The 20,348-nt window shown below is 32.1% G+C and carries 18 protein-coding genes; 12 read left to right on the forward strand and 6 right to left on the reverse strand.

Features of this window, described 5'->3' with window-relative positions:
• Nucleotides 1-88: 88 nt before the first annotated feature.
• Entirely contained in the window at nucleotides 89-1,336 is a 1,248-nt protein-coding gene (locus Q0050_RS07350; protein WP_298393794.1) for an ABC transporter permease, read from the reverse strand.
• Between the two features lie 150 nt (nucleotides 1,337-1,486).
• The gene (locus Q0050_RS07355; RefSeq protein WP_298393795.1) at nucleotides 1,487-2,092 is read right to left on the reverse strand and encodes a hypothetical protein; all 606 of its coding nucleotides are present in this window, start codon (nucleotides 2,090-2,092) and stop codon (nucleotides 1,487-1,489) included.
• A 186-nt stretch (nucleotides 2,093-2,278) separates the two neighbouring features.
• Between Q0050_RS07355 and purH the strand changes: the two genes are divergently transcribed.
• The 6 genes from purH (at nucleotide 2,279) to rodA (ending at nucleotide 9,550) form a co-directional block, all read left to right on the forward strand.
• Nucleotides 2,279-3,805 carry a bifunctional phosphoribosylaminoimidazolecarboxamide formyltransferase/IMP cyclohydrolase gene (purH, locus tag Q0050_RS07360; protein WP_298393796.1) on the forward strand — a complete coding sequence of 509 codons (1,527 nt, stop codon included), beginning with the start codon at nucleotides 2,279-2,281 and terminating at the stop codon, nucleotides 3,803-3,805.
• Nucleotides 3,806-3,862: 57 nt separating this feature from the next.
• A complete protein-coding gene (locus Q0050_RS07365; RefSeq protein WP_298302974.1) occupies nucleotides 3,863-4,891 on the forward strand; it encodes a rod shape-determining protein in 1,029 nt (342 codons plus the stop codon).
• Nucleotides 4,892-4,980: 89 nt separating this feature from the next.
• Entirely contained in the window at nucleotides 4,981-5,808 is an 828-nt protein-coding gene (gene mreC / locus Q0050_RS07370; protein ID WP_298393798.1) for a rod shape-determining protein MreC, read from the forward strand.
• Nucleotides 5,801-6,307: a rod shape-determining protein MreD gene (locus tag Q0050_RS07375; protein WP_298393799.1), complete on the forward strand. Its 507-nt coding sequence runs from the start codon at nucleotides 5,801-5,803 to the stop codon at nucleotides 6,305-6,307. Before mreC ends, Q0050_RS07375 begins: the two co-directional genes overlap by 8 nt.
• Complete coding sequence (gene mrdA, locus Q0050_RS07380; protein WP_298393801.1) at nucleotides 6,304-8,274, forward strand: penicillin-binding protein 2; 1,971 nt, start codon at nucleotides 6,304-6,306, stop codon at nucleotides 8,272-8,274. Before Q0050_RS07375 ends, mrdA begins: the two co-directional genes overlap by 4 nt.
• Nucleotides 8,275-8,284: 10 nt before the next feature.
• Nucleotides 8,285-9,550, forward strand: coding sequence for a rod shape-determining protein RodA (gene rodA / locus Q0050_RS07385; protein ID WP_298393803.1), 1,266 nt, complete (start codon nucleotides 8,285-8,287; stop codon nucleotides 9,548-9,550).
• A gap of 2 nt (nucleotides 9,551-9,552) precedes the next feature.
• Here rodA and Q0050_RS07390 read toward each other — a convergent pair whose 3' ends face one another.
• Nucleotides 9,553-10,380 (reverse strand): DNA/RNA non-specific endonuclease, encoded by an 828-nt coding sequence (locus Q0050_RS07390; RefSeq protein WP_298393805.1) that lies wholly within the window; start codon nucleotides 10,378-10,380, stop codon nucleotides 9,553-9,555.
• Nucleotides 10,381-10,465: 85 nt separating this feature from the next.
• Between Q0050_RS07390 and Q0050_RS07395 the strand changes: the two genes are divergently transcribed.
• Nucleotides 10,466-11,008 (forward strand): hypothetical protein, encoded by a 543-nt coding sequence (locus Q0050_RS07395; RefSeq protein WP_298393807.1) that lies wholly within the window; start codon nucleotides 10,466-10,468, stop codon nucleotides 11,006-11,008.
• Nucleotides 11,009-11,057: 49 nt separating this feature from the next.
• Here Q0050_RS07395 and Q0050_RS07400 read toward each other — a convergent pair whose 3' ends face one another.
• The gene (locus Q0050_RS07400; protein WP_298393809.1) at nucleotides 11,058-13,331 is read right to left on the reverse strand and encodes a carboxy terminal-processing peptidase; all 2,274 of its coding nucleotides are present in this window, start codon (nucleotides 13,329-13,331) and stop codon (nucleotides 11,058-11,060) included.
• A 153-nt stretch (nucleotides 13,332-13,484) separates the two neighbouring features.
• On the opposite strand from Q0050_RS07400, the gene surE reads away from it, so the two are divergent.
• Genes surE through Q0050_RS07425 form a run of 5 tightly spaced genes read left to right on the forward strand, consistent with a single transcriptional unit; the run spans nucleotide 13,485 to nucleotide 18,254 of the window.
• Complete coding sequence (surE, locus tag Q0050_RS07405) at nucleotides 13,485-14,255, forward strand: 5'/3'-nucleotidase SurE (RefSeq protein ID WP_298393811.1); 771 nt, start codon at nucleotides 13,485-13,487, stop codon at nucleotides 14,253-14,255.
• Nucleotides 14,256-14,271: 16 nt separating this feature from the next.
• On the forward strand, nucleotides 14,272-14,544 hold the full coding sequence (locus Q0050_RS07410; RefSeq protein ID WP_298393812.1) for a hypothetical protein: 273 nt from the start codon (nucleotides 14,272-14,274) through the stop codon (nucleotides 14,542-14,544).
• Between the two features lie 5 nt (nucleotides 14,545-14,549).
• Nucleotides 14,550-15,665: a lipid-A-disaccharide synthase gene (lpxB, locus tag Q0050_RS07415; protein WP_298393813.1), complete on the forward strand. Its 1,116-nt coding sequence runs from the start codon at nucleotides 14,550-14,552 to the stop codon at nucleotides 15,663-15,665.
• Between the two features lie 42 nt (nucleotides 15,666-15,707).
• A complete protein-coding gene (locus tag Q0050_RS07420; protein WP_298393815.1) occupies nucleotides 15,708-16,175 on the forward strand; it encodes a C40 family peptidase in 468 nt (155 codons plus the stop codon).
• Nucleotides 16,176-16,220: 45 nt separating this feature from the next.
• Entirely contained in the window at nucleotides 16,221-18,254 is a 2,034-nt protein-coding gene (locus tag Q0050_RS07425; RefSeq protein WP_298393817.1) for a ComEC/Rec2 family competence protein, read from the forward strand.
• Here the strand turns inward: Q0050_RS07425 and Q0050_RS07430 are convergent, their stop codons facing one another.
• Nucleotides 18,255-18,782, reverse strand: coding sequence for a thioredoxin family protein (locus Q0050_RS07430; RefSeq protein WP_298393819.1), 528 nt, complete (start codon nucleotides 18,780-18,782; stop codon nucleotides 18,255-18,257). It abuts the gene before it with no gap.
• A gap of 54 nt (nucleotides 18,783-18,836) precedes the next feature.
• Nucleotides 18,837-20,348 (reverse strand): peptide MFS transporter, encoded by a 1,512-nt coding sequence (locus Q0050_RS07435; RefSeq protein WP_298393821.1) that lies wholly within the window; start codon nucleotides 20,346-20,348, stop codon nucleotides 18,837-18,839.

Below are 20,348 nucleotides of genomic sequence, written 5' to 3' on the forward strand. Positions count from 1 at the left end.
TCTCCTAAAACCTATCACCTACAACCTATCACCTACAACCTATCACCTATCACCTAAAACCTATCACCCACAACCTAAAACCTCCAAATTACATTCCACTTCGAATGGCTTCTACTGGATCAAGTTTAGAAGCTGAGATAGCTGGTAAAATTCCTGCAATTAATCCTATTATAATGGCTAATCCTGAGCCTAACATAATGTTGCTTAAACTCAATACAAACTCAAAGTCGAGTAATTTTGTTAAGGTAATTGCAATAATCCATACTAGAAAAATTCCTATCAATCCTCCAATTAAACACAAGATTACGGCTTCAAACAAAAACTGAAATAAGATAAACCTATTTTTAGCACCAAGAGATTTTTGAATTCCGATTAAGTTGGTTCGTTCTTTTACAGAAACAAACATAATGTTGGCTACACCAAAACCTCCAACCAAAAGTGAAAATCCTGCAATAACCCATCCGCCAAGATTCATAAAACCAATTACACCATCAATTAAATCTGTAAAACCTGAAAAAACGTTCACAAAAAAGTTATCAATTTCACCAGTTTTAACACCTCGAAACGTACGTAGTTTTTGTTTTAAATCGGCTTTGAAGGCTTCCATATCGATGCCTTTTTGGGGTTTGATAACAATTACAGGCGTCATCGAATCGTTGTTATCGCCATACATTCTTCTAATAAAATTTACCGGAATAAATGCTGAAGTATCATCGTCTCCAAACATTCCTGCGCCTTGTTTTTTCAACACGCCAATCACATTGAAACGCTGTCCGTAAAGTCTGATTTCTTTTCCGATAGGATCAATGTTTTCAAAAAGACTGTTGGCTAACTCGTGTCCAATAACAGTTACAGCAGCTCCAGAATTGGATTCCGATTCGTTGTAAAATCGTCCATCGGTAAATTCTAAACCTTGAATATCAATAAACTCATAAGAAACCGGAACCACATTTACATTACTAACCGATTTCTCTTCATATTTTACGGTTTCACCACTTAAGAAAATTTGAAAAGCTAATTCTTGTGCATCAGGAAGTGACGTTTTAAGATATTCATATTCGGTGTAAGTCACATCTGGAAATTGCTCTCGCTTCCATCTTGGCACTTCTGAAGGACCAAAACTACCTTTGAATAAATAAATCGTATTTTTATCTAAACTGCTTAACTCCTTTTTGATTTTTTGATCTAAAGAATCGACTGCTGCTAAAACAGCAATGATAGAAAATATTCCAATCGTTACTCCAAGCAGCGAAAGAAGTGTACGCAACTTATTGTTTCGCAACGCATTCATTGCAAAACTGAAACTTTCACTCAATAATCGAAGGTAAACAAGCATATCGGTTTTATTTTCTAGGTCAAATTTAAGATATTAGTAAATAAAACGAAGGAATTGTTACAGAAATTAAAAAACTATTTGTCCTTGCTTGTCACTTTGAATTAATAATTTTTCAAAATAAAATGAATTAGAAAAATAAATACTAAAGAATTATGAAATCCAAGTACCCACATTTTTCTTAATAACCCATAAACCATTTACTTTTTCTAAATAAACTAGATTTCCAAAACCCAAAAGCGGAGCACCATAATATCCAGTTTCTACTAATGCTTTTGTTTTGTCAGCATTATATGCAACTGCAGAAAAACTACTATATCCATTTGTGTTTGGATGAGTATTATAAAATTGAATCCAATCATTATTAGAATCTCCATCAAAACCAAAAATATAATTCAGTTCAGACTCAGAAATTAACTCTACATTTGTTGGAGACACATCAAAGGAATTATCAAAAAACAAAGGAATTTGGTTGTTGTAAAATAAAGTTGTAACCATCTGTGGCTCAAATCCTGGATTTCCTGCACTTAATTCATCAATAAAATCATTACTAGAATTTGAAAATATTGCTTTTTGTTTAATTATAATGGTGCTAAAATTATAAGATTTGATAATTACTGAATACACATCATAATCTTCTGCATCAATATTACTTGGTTGATCTAAAGGAAATCGTTCCGTTGCATCGTCATTACTACAAGAAGTCAAAAGACCAAAAAAGAATATAAAAACGAATGATTTTAAAGCTACAGTTCTCATTTTTTAAGAATTTAAAATACTTTTTAAAAGTAATAAAATAAAATGAATAATAATGATTTAAAAAAACTTTGAAAAACTATCATTTTATAACCCAAAAAAACATCCATTTTTGTTAAAATATTTTAATAGAATCTGAAATGAATTCAGATTAAAAAACTACTTTTGCGTGCTTAACAACACAACACAATGAGCACTACAAAAACAATTCAATCTGCTCTTATTTCGGTATTTGATAAAACGGGATTAGAGCCTATTGTGAAACAACTTCACAAACAAAACGCAACCATTTATTCTACTGGAGGAACCGAAGAATTTATTAAAAATCTTGGTATTCCTGTAGTTCCTGTAGAAGATATTACAGCTTTCCCAGAGATTCTTGGTGGCAGAGTAAAAACATTACATCCTAAAATTTTTGGTGGTATTTTAAACCGTCAAGACAATCCAACCGATGTGGAACAAATGAAGCAGTTTGAGATTCCGCAAATCGACTTGGTTATTGTTGATTTATATCCGTTTGAAAAAACAGTGGCTTCTGGTGCAAATGAAACCGATGTTATCGAAAAAATTGATATTGGTGGAATTTCCTTAATCCGTGCAGCTGCAAAAAACTTTAAAGACACCGTAATTGTTCCCTCAGTTGAAGAATATGAATTGTTCCTAGGAATGATTACTGATGGAAACGGCGCAACAACATTAGAACAAAGAAAATACTTGGCAACAAGAGCATTTCACGTTTCATCAAATTATGATACGGCTATTTTCAATTATTTTAATACAGAAGACACGTATTTCAAAGAAAGTATTGCTAATGGACAAGTGTTGCGTTATGGAGAAAATCCACACCAAAAAGGATTCTTCTTTGGCGATTTTGATGCAATGTTTACCAAATTGCACGGAAAAGAATTATCATACAACAACTTGCTCGATGTTGACGCTGCTGTAAATTTGATAGAAGAATTTAAACACAACGAACCAACTTTTGCCATTCTAAAACACAATAACGCTTGCGGATTGGCAACTAGACCAACAATGAAAGAAGCTTACCTTGCTGCTTTGGCTTGCGATCCAACCTCTGCTTTTGGAGGCGTTTTGATGGCAAACGGTCACATTGATAAAGAGACTGCTACAGAAATCAATTCTTTATTTTGTGAAGTAGTGATTGCACCAAGTTATGATGACGAAGCGTTAAATATTCTACAAGAAAAAAAGAACCGAATTGTATTGACAATAAATGATGTACCTTTACCTCAACGTCAAGTCAGAACTTGTTTAAACGGATTGTTGGTACAAGATAAAAACAACATCACAGATACTAAACAAGACCTAAAAAACGTTACCTTAACATCACCAACAGATCAAGAAGTAGAAGATTTATTATTTGCTTCAAAAATTTGTAAAAACACCAAATCTAATACCATAGTTTTTGCTAAAAATAATACTTTAATTTCCTCTGGAACTGGTCAAACTTCAAGAGTTGATGCTTTAAAACAAGCTATTGAAAAAGCAAATACCTTCGGATTTGACTTGAATGGAGCCGTGATGGCAAGTGACGCTTTCTTTCCTTTTCCTGATTGTGTAGAAATTGCCAATCACGCCGGAATTACAGCCGTTATTCAACCTGGTGGTTCAATAAAAGACGAGTTAAGCATCAATTATTGCAATGAAAATAAAGTTGCAATGGTATTTACTGGAACACGTCATTTTAAACATTAATTTTATTATTTTTGTAGGCTGATAAAAATTTAACAAACTAAACACCCTTTTTTGAATATGGGATTTTTTGATTTCATGACCGAGGATATAGCAATTGACCTTGGAACCGCTAATACACTAATCATACACAACGATAAAGTTGTTATTGATAGTCCTTCTATTGTTGCAAGAGATAGAATCACTGGAAAAATCATCGCTGTTGGTAAAGAAGCCAACATGATGCAAGGTAAAACCCATGAAAACATAAAGACCATTAGACCATTAAAAGACGGAGTTATCGCCGATTTTGATGCATCAGAAAAGATGATTAGTATGTTTATCAAAAGTATTCCTGCTTTAAAGAAAAAAATGTTTACTCCAGCATTACGTATGGTAGTTTGTATTCCATCAGGAATTACCGAAGTAGAGATGCGTGCCGTAAAAGAATCGTGTGAGCGTGTAAACGGAAAGGAAGTGTACTTAATTCACGAACCAATGGCGGCTGCAATCGGTATCGGTATCGATATTATGCAACCAAAAGGAAACATGATTGTTGATATTGGTGGTGGAACAACAGAAATTGCTGTAATCGCTCTTGGCGGAATTGTTTGCGACAAATCAGTGAAAATTGCTGGTGATGTTTTCACAAACGATATCATCTATTATATGAGAACACAACACAATTTATTTGTGGGTGAAACTACTGCAGAAAAAATCAAAATCCAAATCGGAGCTGCTACAGATACTTTAGATTCTCCACCAGATGATATGTCAGTTCAAGGTAGAGATTTACTTACTGGTAAACCTAAACAAGTAGAAGTTTCTTTTAGAGAAATTGCAAAAGCTTTAGATAAATCAATCCAACGTATTGAAGACGCTGTGATGGAAACTTTATCACAAACACCTCCAGAATTAGCTGCTGATATTTACAACACTGGAATTTATTTAGCTGGTGGTGGATCAATGTTAAGAGGATTAGACAAACGTATTTCTTTGAAAACAGATTTACCGGTTTACATTGCAGAAGATCCTTTGAAGGCAGTTGTTAGAGGAACTGGAATGGCGTTGAAAAACATCCCAAAATTTAGAAGCATATTAATTAAATAAAATTCCAATTTTTTTAAATCCCAAATTCCAAATAGTGACAATTACTCTTTTTTGGAATTTAGAATTTGAAGTTTTATAACGTTTAAAAGATGCAGCAAATATTTAATTTCATATTTAAAAACAGCTATCGTATGCTGTTTTTGCTGCTTATGATAATAGCCGTTTCTCTAACTATTCAGTCGCATTCTTATCATAAAAGTAAAGTTATTAGTTCTGCTAATTTCTTCACTGGCGGTGTTTATGAGATGACTAGTAATGTTGAAGGTTATTTTAATTTAAAAATACAAAACGAAGAACTTGCCAAAGAAAATGCTCGTTTAAAAGGATTACTTTTTAATATAAAAGATTCAACCAAAGTTCCCAATTTAGACTCAATCGTAGGCGTTAAAAAAATTGATATCATTATTTCAAAAGTTATCAAAAACTCTTACAGCAATCAAGTCAACTTCTTAACGCTGAACTCGGGTTCTAATCAAGGTGTAAAACCTGAAATGGGCGTTATCAATAGTCTAGGAATTGTTGGAGTAGTTGAAAATACCTCAGCAAATTACAGCACCGTTTTAAGTATTCTAAATACGGAAGCACCTTTAAACGCTAAAATTAAAAAATCAAATCATATTGGTTCCTTAACGTGGAACGGTAAAAATACCGGATTTGTACAGTTAACTGACGTACCAAGATTGGCTTCTGTTAAAAAAGGAGATACTATTGTAACTGGTGCGCAGTCTACTATATTTCCGGAAAACATCGGTATTGGTACCATTGAGAAAATTTATATTGACAATGACACCAATTTGTATATGATTGATGTTAGACTTTTTAATGATATGACTAGTTTAGGCCATGTTTATATTATCAGAAATAAAGACAGAGAAGAAATTATTAACCTAGAAAAAAAGACTCAAAAAAATGAATAGTGCTATGTTATTTAATATGGCTCGATTTATTTTACTGCTCGCGGTACAAGTTGTTATTTTCAATAATTTCAATTTCTTAGGTTATATAAATCCGTTTCCATATATTCTATTTATTATTCTTTATCCAGTTAATGGCAACAAATATGCCTTGTTGTTATCAAGCTTTTTTTTGGGAATAACAATGGATTTATTTTGTAATTCTGGTGGAGTTCACGCAACTGCCTGTTTGCTTTTAGCATTTGTAAGACCTTCTATATTCAAATTTTCTTTCGGATTAAGTTATGAATACCAAACCGTTAGACTGAACGATACGCTAACACCTGAACGATTTTCATTCATCTTAATTGCCGTTATAATTCATCATTTAACACTTTTTGTTCTGGAGGTTTTCACCTTTGAATACCTTTGGGATATTGTTCTTAGAACTATAATTAGCACTATCTTTACACTTATAATTTGTATCTTAATTATTTACTTAATCAAGCCAAGTAAACGATGAGAAAAGTATTATTACCGACTATCGTAATTATCGCAGCATCTTTGTTGTTGATACGTATTTTTTATTTGCAAGTTATAGACGATTCCTTCAAGTTAAAATCAGAAAATAATGCCATTAAAATCAAATATGATTATCCTGAAAGAGGTTATGTATATGATAGAAATGGAAAATTATTGATTGCCAATCAACCTTCTTATGACATTATGGTCGTTCCAAAGGATGTTGAAAATTTAGATACACTTGAATTTTGCTCTTTACTAGACATCAGCAAAGAGTTTTTTATAAAAAAAATAAATAAGGCTAAAGTCTATAGCCCAATGTTGCCCTCTGTTTTTTTACCTCAATTAAACAAACTAGAGTATGCAGCTTTTCAAGAAAAAATCAGAAAATTTAATGGTTTTTATATTCAAAAACGTTCGCTTAGAGATTATCAAGTTGATTTTGGAGCCAACGTATTTGGGTTTATCACTCAAGTAAATGAAAATATCGTAAAAAAGAATCCCTACTACATTGGCGGCGATTTAATTGGCCGACAAGGTATAGAGGAAAGCTACGAAGAGTTTCTTAGAGGTCAAAAAGGTGTAAAGTATATCTTAAGAGATAAATTTAATCGTGAGATTGGTTCGTACAAAGACGGAAAATACGATACCATTTCTAAACAAGGAAGTGATTTGACTTTAACGATTGATAGTGAACTCCAAAAATATGGAGAAGAATTAATGATCAACAAATGGGGAGGAATTGTGGCAATCGAACCAAAAACTGGCGAAATTTTAGCATTGGTTAGTGCTCCAAGTTTTAATCCTGCTCTTTTGGTAGGAAGGCAACGCTCTAAAAATTATACTTTATTACATAATGATTCGATTGCAAAACCATTATATGATCGTGGACTTTTAGCTGAATATACTCCAGGTTCACCATTCAAAATCCTAACCGGACTAATTGCTTTGCAAGAAGGCGTTGTGACCGATAGTACAAGATTTTCGTGCAACAGAGGATTTAGTTATGCTCGAGGACGTTTTATGAAATGTCATTGCTCTGGTGGTGCTGTTCAATTGCATCGCGGAATTTATCAATCGTGCAACACCTATTTCTCTAATTGTTATATCAAATTAATCAATAAATACAAAGATCACAGTTATGCTGTTGACAAATGGGCTGACCATTTAAAAAGCTTCGGATTAGGTGCTTTTATGGGTTATGATTTACCTATTGGAAAAAAAGGAAACATACCAACCTCTAAAACCTATAACCGAGTTTATAATGGTTGGAATTGGGACGGTAAAACCATTGTGTCTAACGCCATTGGTCAAGGTGAGGTATTAATGACGCCTATACAATTAGCCAATTTTATGGCAGCGATTGCGAACAGAGGTTATTTCTACACGCCGCATATTGTAAAAAGAATTAAGGGAAATATCATCGATAAAAAATACCGAACAAAGCACACTACAACTATAGATAGAAAATACTTTGAACCTATAATTTCTGGTATGAACGCGGTTTATGGTCCAGGTGGAACCGCTTCTGGCCTTGGTGTAGTAGGAATAGAGATTTGCGGAAAAACGGGTACGGCAGAAAATTACTTAAAAGTTAACGGTAAGCGTGTAAAACTTCAAGATCACTCGATATTCGTTGCCTTTGCACCAAGAGACAATCCTAAAATTGCAATAGCAGTATTTGTTGAAAACGGATATTGGGGAAAACGTTGGGCTGGTCCGATTACGACATTAATGATTGAAAAGTACTTAAATAAAAAGATTACTAAAGTAGATTTTGAAAAAAGAATGTTGACTGGTAGTTTGAAAGCACAATACGACAAATTATATCCAAGAAAACATCAAGACAGTATTGCTTTTATTAACAATAAAATAAAAGATAGTTTATCAAAAATTAAAAAGTCAAAAGATTCTATAAATGGCGTTTTAAATAAAGAAGTAAAAATTGATTCTTTAAAAAAACCTTAGATAACTTGAAATGAGAAATCAGAGTGTAACCAATAATATTGACTGGATAAGTATTGTCATCTACATTGCCTTAGTTGTAATGGGATGGCTAAACATCTATTCGTCTTCATTATCAACTGTTTCTGAAGATGCTTCAATTTTTGACTTTACTCAAATCTACGGAAAACAATTTTTATTCATTGCTTTTTCTATTCCAATCATTTTCATCGTTTTGGCCGTTGAAGCTAAGTTTTATGAAAAATATTCTATAATTATTTTTGCCGTTGCATTAGTCTCTTTAATTGGATTATTCATTTTTGGTAAAACTATTGCTGGTCAGCGATGTTGGTATGCCATCGGAACCTTCACCCTTCAACCATCAGAGTTTGCTAAAGCTGCCACATCACTTGCCTTAGCGAAATATTTAAGTGATGTTCAGGTCAATCTAAAAGATGTAAATAGACAAGTACAGGTTTTAATCATAATTTTTCTTCCTGTAATGTTGATTTTACCGCAGCCCGATCCAGGAAGCGCCTTGATCTATAGTGTGTTCTTTATAGTGCTTTATAGAGAAGGATTGCCAGGTTGGTATTTATTAACCGGTTTTATAGCCATTATATTGTTTGTCTTAACATTAGCAACTAACAATCCTTATATAGTTATCGGAATCACAACATTAGTTTTGATAATCAACTATTTCAGAAGCCGACTAGTTGATAGAAATATAATTGCAAGTGTAATTTTATTAGTTATCATTACTGCCTTTTCGTTTTCGGTTAATTTTGTTTTTAATAATGTTTTTAAACAACACCATCGCGATCGTTTTAATATTTTGTTAGGAAAAGAAGTCGATATGAAAGGCGTTGGATACAACACTAATCAATCGGAAATTGCTATTGGTTCAGGTGGTTTATTTGGAAAAGGTTACTTAGAAGGTACACAAACTAAGGGCGGATTTGTTCCAGAGCAACACACCGATTACATCTTCACAACTGTTGGTGAAGAATGGGGTTTCTTGGGTTCTATTTTTGTAATCGGACTTTTCGTTGGACTAATATTACGAATCATCTATTTAGCCGAACGACAAAAAACCAAATTCAGTCGAGTCTACGGCTACTGTGTGGCAGGAATCATATTCATACACTTTTTTGTAAATATCGCAATGGTTGTAGGAGTTTTCCCGACTATTGGAGTACCGTTACCTTTCTTTTCTTATGGTGGTTCTGGGCTTTGGGGCTTTACGATCTTATTATTTATTTTCTTAAAAATGGATGCTAATAAAGTAAACGAATGGTAGTTTTAATTAAAACTCCACGATTTATAATCATTACTTTTTTCTAGCTTATTCTCAAGTCCATCATTTAATTTCGGATAGAAATCTAGACCAGTTAATTTTTCAATTTCATCAACTGGAACAACAAAATCATATAATGGTTTGTTACTTTCAACGGCTGGAACTAAAAATCCGATCATTTTATATTCTCCTCTTGAATTATCTAACAACACTTTATAAAAATACTCAGGAACAGCTACTTCTTCATTACCAATAGTTTTCAAATTTTTATTTAAAACGCCACCAGTAACGACATAAATACCATTATATTTTGATGCCCAATAACGCACTTTTTGTTCGAGCGTATTCCAAATTCCATCATTGAAATTGTGTTTTTGTGGTGAAATATTAGAAGTTAAAAATGTTTCATCATAAGCTTCTTTAGAAAATTTCATATCACCAGCCGGACATAAGTGCCCTTTATCATAGCCAGAACGTTTGTAATTGCGCCAATCTGCCGAACCCGTTTTGACTTTGTTATCTTCAATAAAAAATGGCCTGTCATAATTATTATAAGACTTCACGCCTTTTAATTCATACGCAACCCATTCTGCCTGTTCGTATGCTTCGTTATAAGATAAGGTATAATACTTATGTTTAACAATTTGATTGGTTGTTGAAGAAGGCAAAAAATCGAAAATCGTACTTTCAGATTCAAATGTATTTGTATTATGTACTAGTGTATCTGTAGAAACTGAATCACTACTATTTACATCTGCTTCTTTTCTACAAGAGATTAAAAATGTAGAAATCATTAGACACAAAAGCATTTTTTTTAGAATAGTATTTCTCATAATTTTATAACGTATTTTTTGTATTATATAATTTAAGTAATACAAGAATTCTTACTTTTGATATATAATTTAAAATTTAACAAATATGAAAAATAAAATAGTAGTTACAGCAATACTTTTACTAAGTTTTCAAAACTTTTTTGCTCAAGAAACTCCAGTTCAACAAACCGCTGATACCTTAAAACAAAAAGTAATCGATATTGAAAAGGAAAGAACCCTTGAAAAGCAACGTTTAGAACAACAGTTAAAAGACGAAAAGAAAGCGTTAAAACAACAAGAAAAAGCTCAAGAAAAAGTAGAACAAGCAGAAAAAGATGCTAGAGACGCTCAGAAAAAAGCTGACAAACAGCAAAAAGAACTTGAACGAGAAAAAAAGAAGTTTGAAAAAGAGCAAGAGAAATTAGCCAATGCAGAAAAGAATGTTGAAAAAGCTCAAGGAAATATAGAAAAACAGAGAAAGAACCTAGAAAAAATGCAAGCCAAACACGACAAAGCATTATCTAAAGGAAAACTTTCACCAGTTGAAATTGAAAAAGGAAATGTTGCTTTAACAAAACAACAACTTAAAATAAAAGAAGCTGAAGAAGATTTAGAAAAAGCTCAAAATAAATTAAAAAAATTAAGATAAAAAAAAATGCTCCTAAATATTTAGGAGCATTTTTTTTGACTTTTTAAAACTAAGATTTGATAATCTTATCTTTCTTAATTTTAGTAGTTAAAGCTTTTTTAGTAGTACCCGATTGTAAATCATCTAGAACGTGAATTGCTTCTTCTATATAAATATCTTTAGAAAGGCTTTCGTGCCATCTTTCACGTTTTTCTTTTAAAGTTACATCAGTTTTCATTTGATCTACTTCATATGGCAAAGACTGAAATTTAAATGTATTGGTATAATCAGCTATTGATTTATACTTTTTATTAGTCTCTTCTAACTGCTTTTGCTCTTTTTTGAAAGCATCAATTTGCAAACTGTAAATATTTTCTTCATTTCTAGCTTGACGCCATTTTGCATTTTCATCAATCAAATTCATTTGAGGATTAGCAGCAATTCGTTTTTTACTATTTTGAATTGCTAAATCATAATTAGATGCTTTATTCCAAAGTTTATAATCAGCAGCTTCTATTTTATCCCAAGGCATTGCGTTGTCAACATCACGTTCACCCATTTTAAGGTAAGCATAACTGTCAGGCATCACGATATCACTACTTACACCTTCAAGTTGTGTAGAACCACCGTTAATTCTATAAAATTTTTGTGTTGTAGTTTTCAAGGCACCTAAATCACCAAGATTATTACCTCTAACAAACTGATTTAAATCAATTACATTCTGCACTGTTCCTTTACCATAAGTTTGTTTGCTTCCAATGATTACGGCACGTTTATAATCTTGCATTGCAGCAGCTAAAATTTCTGATGCTGATGCTGAAAATTCATTTGTCATAATAACCAATGGTCCATCCCACTCTACTTTCGCATCTTTATCATAAAGAACTTCTCTTTTTCCTGCAGCCGATTTTATCTGTACAATTGGTCCTTGCTCAATGAATAATCCACCAATATCAACAACTGTTTTTAAAGAACCACCACCATTATCTCTAACGTCAACAATGATTCCTTGAACGCCTTCGGCTTTTAATCTTGCCACTTCTATAGCCACATCTTTTCCAGCATCTCTACTGTCTTTATTTTCAAAATCAATATAGAATTTTGGTAAATAAATGATACCATATTTTACACCGTTTTTCTCTACAACACTTGATTTAGCGTAAGTTTCTTCAATTTCAACTTCATCTCTAATAATCGAAATTACTTTAAGAGAACCATCTGTTTTTTTAACAGTAAGACGAACTTCGGTTCCTTTTGGTCCTTTAATTTTTTTAACTACATCGTCAAGACGCATTCCAACAACATCAACTGGATCGCTATCGCCTTGAGCGACTTTCAAAACTACATCACCAGATTCTAGTTCTTTTCCTCTCCAAGCTGGACCACCAGAAATTAATTCTGAGATTTCAGTAAAATCATTTTTCTTTTGTAAACGCGCTCCAATTCCTTCCAATTTTCCGCTCATACTTACGTCAAAACGCTCTTTTTCGTCTGGTGCAAAATAAGAAGTATGTGGGTCAAATCTAGATGCGATCGCATTTACATAAACCGAAAACCAATCAGAACGATCTAACTCTTTACTAATAAAAGTAAAGTTTTCGTTTAATGATTTTAAAGTGCTTTCTCTTGTCTCTTTTTCTAATTGTTCAAATGTTTTTGGAGCATCATTCTCTGTTTTAGAAATACCTTCTAAAAATTTTTTCTCTAATTCAGGAGTTGCTTTATCACCCATTTTAGAACGGTATTCTTTTAAACGTTCTTCTGGAGACTTGTTTTTGTTTTTTTGAATATCTTCCTGAATCTTTTGCTTTTCAACCAAAGATGATAATGTAGAAAGCTTCACTTGTTTTCTCCAACGCTCTTTTAAGTCAGAAATATTTTTAGAATAAGGCGCTTTTTCATAATCTGTATCAATTTCTTCATTAATCGTATAATCAATCGGATTTTCTAAAGCTGCTTTGTAATAACTTTCACTTTCTTTCATTCTTTTGATAAGACGTGTGTATGTTAAATCGAAAAAAGTAAGCTCTTTTTTGTTGATTTGATCATCGATTTGTGTTTCATATTTAGAAAATTCATCAATATCTGATTGCAGAAAAAATCTTTTTGATGGATCTAAAGCGGCAATGTAATCTTTATACACTCCTTTTGAAAACGTATCGTCAATTTGAGCCGGATTATAATGTCCTTTTTCAATAACATAAGTCAACAACTCAATCAGTAATTTATCTTTTTCCGGATCGTTTTTATCTTTTGGGATAAAACTCCATAAACCAACGGAAAGTACTAGTACCAAAAGTACTATTTTATAATGTCTTTTCATAAATTGAACTATTGTATTCATTAATTTTTCTACTAAATTACATAAAAAACTATGCCATTAAAATAAGACTTCGCATAATTTTTTGTTAAAACCATCGCTATGGCTCAAAGTTATAAAATTTGTATCGGAATAAGTCTCAAAATAATTACTTTTGTTACACAAATAAAAATTTAAATGTCGAAAAAACCATTAATCTTGATTACCAATGACGACAGCATATCTGCGCCAGGAATACGTGCTTTGATAAGTGTAATGTCTGAAATTGGTGAAGTCGTTGTAGTCGCTCCAGATAGTCCTCAAAGCGCAATGGGTCACGCCATTACAATTAACAACACATTGCATTTGAATAAAATTACTGCAGAAAATGCTGAAGTTTTAGAATATAGTTGTTCTGGAACGCCAGTAGATTGTGTGAAAATGGCTGTAAACGAAATTTTAAAAAGAAAACCCGATTTGTGCGTTTCTGGTATAAACCACGGATCTAATTCTTCTATAAACGTAATTTATTCGGGCACAATGAGTGCGGCAATCGAAGCCGGAATTGAAGGAATTCCTGCTATTGGATTTTCGCTTTTAGATTATAACTGGAATGCCGATTTTGAGCAAGCAAAACCATTTGTCAAAAAAATTGCACTTGAAGTTTTAAAAAATGGTTTGCCAGACGGAACGGTCTTGAACGTGAATTTTCCGAAACTAAAAACAGAAGAAATTAAAGGAATTAAAATAGCGCGTCAAGCAAAAGCAATGTGGCAAGAGAAATTTGACAAACGAGTAACTCCTTTTGGTAAAGAATATTATTGGTTAACAGGTGAATTTATTAATCAAGACAAAGGAGAAGATACTGATGAATGGGCTTTGAGTAACGGTTATGTCTCCATCGTGCCAGTGCAATTTGATTTAACGGCACATCACGCCATTCAAAAATTAAATACTTGGGATTTATAATTTAACATTATAAAAAATGAAAAAAACAGATTTATTTATTGGTTTTATTGTCGGAATTGTAGCCATTTTTATAGGTTCTTATTTGTTTGTAAAAACTCAAACCGATTACGACCTGATTTCTGATTTTAAAATTTTAAAAAACGAAGGTCTTTTGGGTAAAATATTTGCACTTGGTGCTATTTTAAATATAATTATCTTTTTTGTTTTACTCAAAAAAAATAAAGAATTGATGGCAAGAGGTATTGTGATGGCCACGCTTATTTTAGCAATAACTACAATGTTTTTATAAATAGTATGAAATATTATATCATAGCTGGAGAAGCATCGGGCGATTTGCACGGTTCTAATTTGATGAAAGCATTACTGCAAGAAGACTCGAATGCTGACATCCGATTTTGGGGTGGTGATTTGATGCAAAATGTTGGAGGAACTTTGGTGAAACATTACCGAGAACTAGCCTTTATGGGATTTGCTGAAGTAGTTATGAACTTAAAAACTATTTTAAATAACATCAAAATATGCAAGGCAGACATAGAAAAATTTAATCCTGATGTTATTATTTTTATTGATTATCCCGGATTTAACATGCGAATTGCAAAATGGGCCAAAGAAAAAGGAATAAAAACACACTATTATATTTCTCCTCAAATTTGGGCTTGGAAAGAAAACCGAATTAAAGCCATAAAACGTGATTTTGACAAACTTTATGTAATTCTTCCGTTTGAAAAAGATTTTTATGAAGTAAAACATAATTTCCCAGTTGAATTTGTTGGACATCCTTTGATTGACGCCATTCAAAACAGAACAACTATTGATGCAGAAACCTTTAGAAGAGTTCATAATTTGGACGAAAAGCCAATCATCGCCATTTTACCTGGAAGCAGAAAACAAGAAATTTCCAAAATGCTTTCCGTTATGTTGAGCGTTGTAACTGATTTCCCTGACTATCAATTTGTAATTGCTGGCGCACCAAGCCAAGAATATTCGTTCTATGAACAATTTTTAAACGGCAAAAACATTAAATTTATTTCTAATAAAACTTATGATTTATTAAGTAATGCACATGCTGCTTTGGTAACCTCAGGAACTGCAACGCTTGAAACTGCATTATTCAAAGTACCAGAAGTTGTGTGCTACAAAGGCGGATGGATTTCTTATCAAATCGCAAAGCGAATCATAACTTTAAAATATATTTCTTTGGTAAACCTAATTATGGATGAAGAAGTAGTAACCGAACTAATTCAGGAGGAATGCAATACTAAAAGAATAAAAATAGAATTAAGCAAAATACTCGAAGGAAGTTCACGAGAAACGATTTTAGAAAAATATGATGTTCTTGAAAAAAAATTAGGCGGAATTGGAGCAAGCCAAAAAACGGCTTCTTTAATAGTTGCTTCTTTAAGACAATAGTTCATCTTATTTTATCGTTCTTTAGTTATAAAATTTTCTGTTTTGAAAAAAATCCTACTTCTTTTAACACTTTTAGTAATCGTCACTTCTTGTAAAACTGGTTCTTCAACTACCAGTTCAACTAACAAACTAGCTGAAAAAATAATTGATGATGCGAGCCGCAAAATTGGAGCGCCTTATCGATTTGGTGGCACTACAAATTCGGGTTATGATTGTTCTGGATTAGTTTATACATCATTTAAAAAATATGCTATTTCACTACCAAGAACTTCTAAAGATATGTCGAAAGAAGGTAAAGTAATCAGTAAGGATAATGCTAAAAAGGGTGATTTAATTTTCTTCAAAACTGGCAACTCAAGCCAAATTAACCACGTTGGTTTAATAATTGAAGTCACGAATGATGATATAAAATTTATACACTCGTCAACTAAAAGTGGCGTATTAGTATCTTCTATCAACGAAACCTACTATCGGAAATCGTTTGCTCAAATTAATAGAGTTTTAGAATAAATATTTTTTTTGTAGGAATACACTTTTTTATATACTTTTATAGAAATGAAAGTATTACAATTTCCATTAGTAAGGATTACGCTTTGTTTTGTAGGAGGAATAATTTTTTCTCAATTCACAAAACCACACTTATTATTACTCATTATACTGCTTTTTTGCGGCCTTGGTTCATTATGCTTTTTATATTTTAAAACAAAAAAAGAATTACTTCAAAATTCATCCTTTGGTATAGCGACACTTTTTACCTCATTTGTTATAGGAATGTTTGCTTTAAGTAGTAGTAATCAAACCTTAAATAAAAATCATTATTTACATCAAATAAACGCAGAAGATAACGAAATAACTTGTGAATTAATTATCAAAGAAAAACTTAAAAATACATTAAACAATGATCGATATGTTGTTGAAACAATTCAGATAAATGATAAAAAGAGTTATGGCAAATTAATACTGAATATCCGAAAAGATAGCACGCTTCCAATAATTGAAGTCGGTTCACAACTGTATGTTGATGGAACGTTTTACAAAAATCGAAAACCAAATAATCCTAATCAATTTGATTATGGCAAATACCTTGTAAACCAACAAATTTATGCTCAAGTTTATGCAGATGCGAATGATGTAAAAATTAATCCAATTATTGCTAAAAGCATTTCTTACTATGCTAGTAAACTACGAAACAGAATTATAAAAAATCTAGAGAAAAACAACTTTAACAAAACTGAATTAGGCGTTGTAGTAGCGCTTATTCTCGGTCAGCAACAAGATATTTCACAAGAAGTCATTCGCGATTATCAATATGCTGGAGCAGTACATGTTTTATCGGTTTCTGGATTGCATGTTGGCTGTATTTTACTTTTTGTCACTTTCTTGTTAAAACCAATTCCTAATACCAAAAGAGGTTCGTTTATAAAATTAATTCTTGTCATTGTATCGCTTTGGACTTTTGGAATTCTAGCAGGATTAGCACCATCTGTAGTTCGATCAGTAACCATGTTTTCGTTTGTAGCTGTTGGAATGTTTTTAAGACGAAGCATAAATATTTATAATACTTTACTCACTTCTGCATTGCTAATATTATTAATTAAGCCTTCCTTTTTATTTGATATTGGATTTCAACTAAGTTATGTAGCGCTATTTTTTATTGTTTGGTTGCAACCTCTACTGACTTCTATTTGGACACCTAAAAACAAAATTGTTTCTTACTTTTGGGATATTATTACTGTATCATTTGCTGCTCAAATTGGAACATTCCCTTTAAGTATCTATTATTTTCATCAATTTCCAGGATTGTTTTTTATTACCAACATCGTCATTCTTCCGGGATTGAGTATAATTCTTGGAATTGGAGTTGTAGTAATGTTATTAGCTGCTTTTAATGTTGTATGGATTCCGCTTATGAAAGTACTTGAATGGAGCATTTGGTTTTTAAATAAAATCATTTCGTGGGTAGCCTCATTTGAAGATTTCATATTTAAAGATATATCGCTAACATCAGCAATGATGTGGAGTTGCTATTTTGTAGTTATCGGATTAGTATTGTGGTTTAAAAAACCAACATTTAAAAAATTGGCATTTAGTTTTATTGCCCTACTATCACTACAATTATTTACTTTATATGCTAATCATAGTAGTCAGAAAAATAATGAGTTTATTGTTTTTAATAAGAAAAAAACAACCATCATCACTGAAAGACTCGGAAACAAGGTCACACTTTATAGCAATGATAGCATCCTAAAAACTAGTGATGATAATTTAGCACTAAAATCCTATTTAGTGGCTAATTTTTGTAAAGTTGAAAAGAAGAAAAACCTATCGAATTTATATTATTTCAAAGACAAAAAGATACTTTTAATAGATAGCTCGGCTGTATTTTTAGAAGAAGCACAACCAGATGTTGTAATCATCACAAGTTCTCCAAAAATAAATTTAGAGCGAATGTTACAATCTTGGAAACCCAAACAAATTGTGGTTGATGCAACTAATTTTAAAAGCTATATAAAAGTGTGGCGAGAAACTTGTAGAAAAGAAAAAATCCCTTTTCACGATACATCAGAAAAGGGATTTTATAAATTATAATTAAGCTTTTTTCTTCTTAGCTTCTTTTTTTGCAGCCTTTTGTTCATCAGCAGTGTAAGGAACAAAATTGGCAATCATTTTATTAGCAACATCTAACCAAGCTTTTGGTCCACCAGCAAGATATCCTGTGGTACCTAATTGTTCAAAGCTAGTTTTACCATCAATTGGCGCACCAGGTTTTGCAAACCACACTGTTGGATAACCTCTTACTTGAAAAAATTGTTGCAATTGGTTATTTTGAATTTTTAAAGCATCACTTTGTGGTGTTCTTCTCGGAAAATCTAATTCCACTAAAACTACTTTTTCTTTTGCCCAAGTTTCAAATTCTGGCGTTTTAAAAACTTCTTTTTGAAGTCTTATACACCAACCACACCAGTCACTTCCGGTAAAAAACAAGAATAATGGTTTATTTTCTTTTTTAGAAATAGCAATAGCTTCATCGATATTAGTATGCCAAGTCAATTTTTCTTGCGCTTGAATCGTCAAGGAAGAGATAGCAAATACTAGTGTTAAAAATAATCTTTTCATTTTATATAATTTTATAGTACAAATATATTCAAAAATAATACCAAATAATGTCAGCTACTTTACTTCTTGCATTAGTTTTTTTATCAAAGGTGAAATTATAATAAGAACAACACCGGCAATCAAAGCATAAATACCCAACTGGTAATATCCATTAGCATATACGTTTAATTTATCTAGATTGGATGCATTTTCGGATGCTTCGGCGATATTGGCACCAAGTATTCCTGCAAAATATTGACCATAAGCACTCGCCAAAAACCACATACCCATAATTACAGCTTGCGTTTTTTGAGGCGATAATTTTGTCATGGCAGACATTCCGATTGGAGATAAACAAAGTTCTCCGAAAGTGATTATGAACCAACCAAACGTGAAAATCCCCAAAGAAGTTCTTCCGTTTGCGTCAGCGAAAAATTTGGTGTAATAAAAAATCCAAAAACCAGCTGCAAGAAATAGAAAGGCTAAGCCAAATTTAATTACGGTATTTGGTTCAAATTTTCTTTTATTCATCCATAACCAAACTAATCCAACTATGGCAGCAAAACCAATTACAAATAATGAATTAGCAGCATTATTAACACCATTCGGACTCAAGGTTACGCCTAAAATGTCATTATTCAAATTATTTGCGGCAAACAGACTTAAAGAACCGCCACTTTGCTCGAAAAAAGCCCAAAAGACAATCGAAAAAAGCATAAAAATTACTGCTGCAACTAACTTTTTATTTTCTGAAAAACTAAAATTTCTCATTTCAATTAGTAAATAAACCAATGATAATGGTCCAATAAAAATCATAAACCATTTGGTATATTCTACATTTTTTACCATTAAAATTATTAAGGGAACGATCAGTAGCGAACCAATAATTACAAAAAACTCCAACCTTTTTTTGCTTGAATTTTCCAAGTGATTTATAGGAGAAAGACCTATTGGACCTAAACTTTTTTGGGTTTGAGTGAAAGTTAGCAGACTAATAATCATCACAACAGCAGCAAATCCGAAACCTACATTCCATCTTAAATTTTCTGGAACTAAAGATTGCCACATCGAACCTTCGGCCACAGCAATACAAATGTAACCGCCAATCAAGGCACCAAGATTTACACCCATATAAAAGAACGAAAAACCCGCGTCTCTTCTCGGATCATCATTTTTGTAAAGTTGCCCAACCATTGAAGAAATATTTGGTTTGAAGAAACCCGTTCCAACAATAGTAAAACCTAATCCAATAAAGAAAAAACTCTTTGGATCAATAGCTAGAATTACACTTCCTACAATCATTAAAATTCCGCCCCAAAATAGAGATTTTCGTAAACCTAAAATTTTGTCTGCAAATAAACCTCCTATGAATGTGAAGGCATAAACCCACGCTTGCGTTGCACCATATTGTAAATTGGCCATTTTTTCATCCATAGCAAGATGGTTGACCATAAAAACCACCAACATTCCGCGCATTCCGTAGAAGCAAAAACGTTCCCACATTTCGCTAAAGAATAAATACCAAAGTTGTTTTGGATACTTTCCTTTAAAATTTTGAATTTCTTCTATTGATTGATTGATTTCCAT

The sequence above is a fragment of the Flavobacterium sp. genome (genome assembly GCF_027483985.1).
Classification (GTDB): Bacteria; Bacteroidota; Bacteroidia; order Flavobacteriales; family Flavobacteriaceae; genus Flavobacterium.

Bases quoted from the DNA above. Each gene is read 5' to 3' on its own strand.
- Q0050_RS07350 (WP_298393794.1), bottom strand. From the start codon at position 1,336: ATGCTTGTTTACCTTCGATTATTGAGTGAAAGTTTCAGTTTTGCAATG.
- Q0050_RS07355 (WP_298393795.1), bottom strand. From the start codon at position 2,092: ATGAGAACTGTAGCTTTAAAATCATTCGTTTTTATATTCTTTTTTGGT.
- purH (WP_298393796.1), top strand. From the start codon at position 2,279: ATGAGCACTACAAAAACAATTCAATCTGCTCTTATTTCGGTATTTGAT.
- Q0050_RS07365 (WP_298302974.1), top strand. From the start codon at position 3,863: ATGGGATTTTTTGATTTCATGACCGAGGATATAGCAATTGACCTTGGA.
- mreC (WP_298393798.1), top strand. From the start codon at position 4,981: ATGCAGCAAATATTTAATTTCATATTTAAAAACAGCTATCGTATGCTG.
- Q0050_RS07375 (WP_298393799.1), top strand. From the start codon at position 5,801: ATGAATAGTGCTATGTTATTTAATATGGCTCGATTTATTTTACTGCTC.
- mrdA (WP_298393801.1), top strand. From the start codon at position 6,304: ATGAGAAAAGTATTATTACCGACTATCGTAATTATCGCAGCATCTTTG.
- rodA (WP_298393803.1), top strand. From the start codon at position 8,285: ATGAGAAATCAGAGTGTAACCAATAATATTGACTGGATAAGTATTGTC.
- Q0050_RS07390 (WP_298393805.1), bottom strand. From the start codon at position 10,380: ATGAGAAATACTATTCTAAAAAAAATGCTTTTGTGTCTAATGATTTCT.
- Q0050_RS07395 (WP_298393807.1), top strand. From the start codon at position 10,466: ATGAAAAATAAAATAGTAGTTACAGCAATACTTTTACTAAGTTTTCAA.
- Q0050_RS07400 (WP_298393809.1), bottom strand. From the start codon at position 13,331: ATGAATACAATAGTTCAATTTATGAAAAGACATTATAAAATAGTACTT.
- surE (WP_298393811.1), top strand. From the start codon at position 13,485: ATGTCGAAAAAACCATTAATCTTGATTACCAATGACGACAGCATATCT.
- Q0050_RS07410 (WP_298393812.1), top strand. From the start codon at position 14,272: ATGAAAAAAACAGATTTATTTATTGGTTTTATTGTCGGAATTGTAGCC.
- lpxB (WP_298393813.1), top strand. From the start codon at position 14,550: ATGAAATATTATATCATAGCTGGAGAAGCATCGGGCGATTTGCACGGT.
- Q0050_RS07425 (WP_298393817.1), top strand. From the start codon at position 16,221: ATGAAAGTATTACAATTTCCATTAGTAAGGATTACGCTTTGTTTTGTA.
- Q0050_RS07430 (WP_298393819.1), bottom strand. From the start codon at position 18,782: ATGAAAAGATTATTTTTAACACTAGTATTTGCTATCTCTTCCTTGACG.
- Q0050_RS07435 (WP_298393821.1), bottom strand. From the start codon at position 20,348: ATGGAAATCAATCAATCAATAGAAGAAATTCAAAATTTTAAAGGAAAG.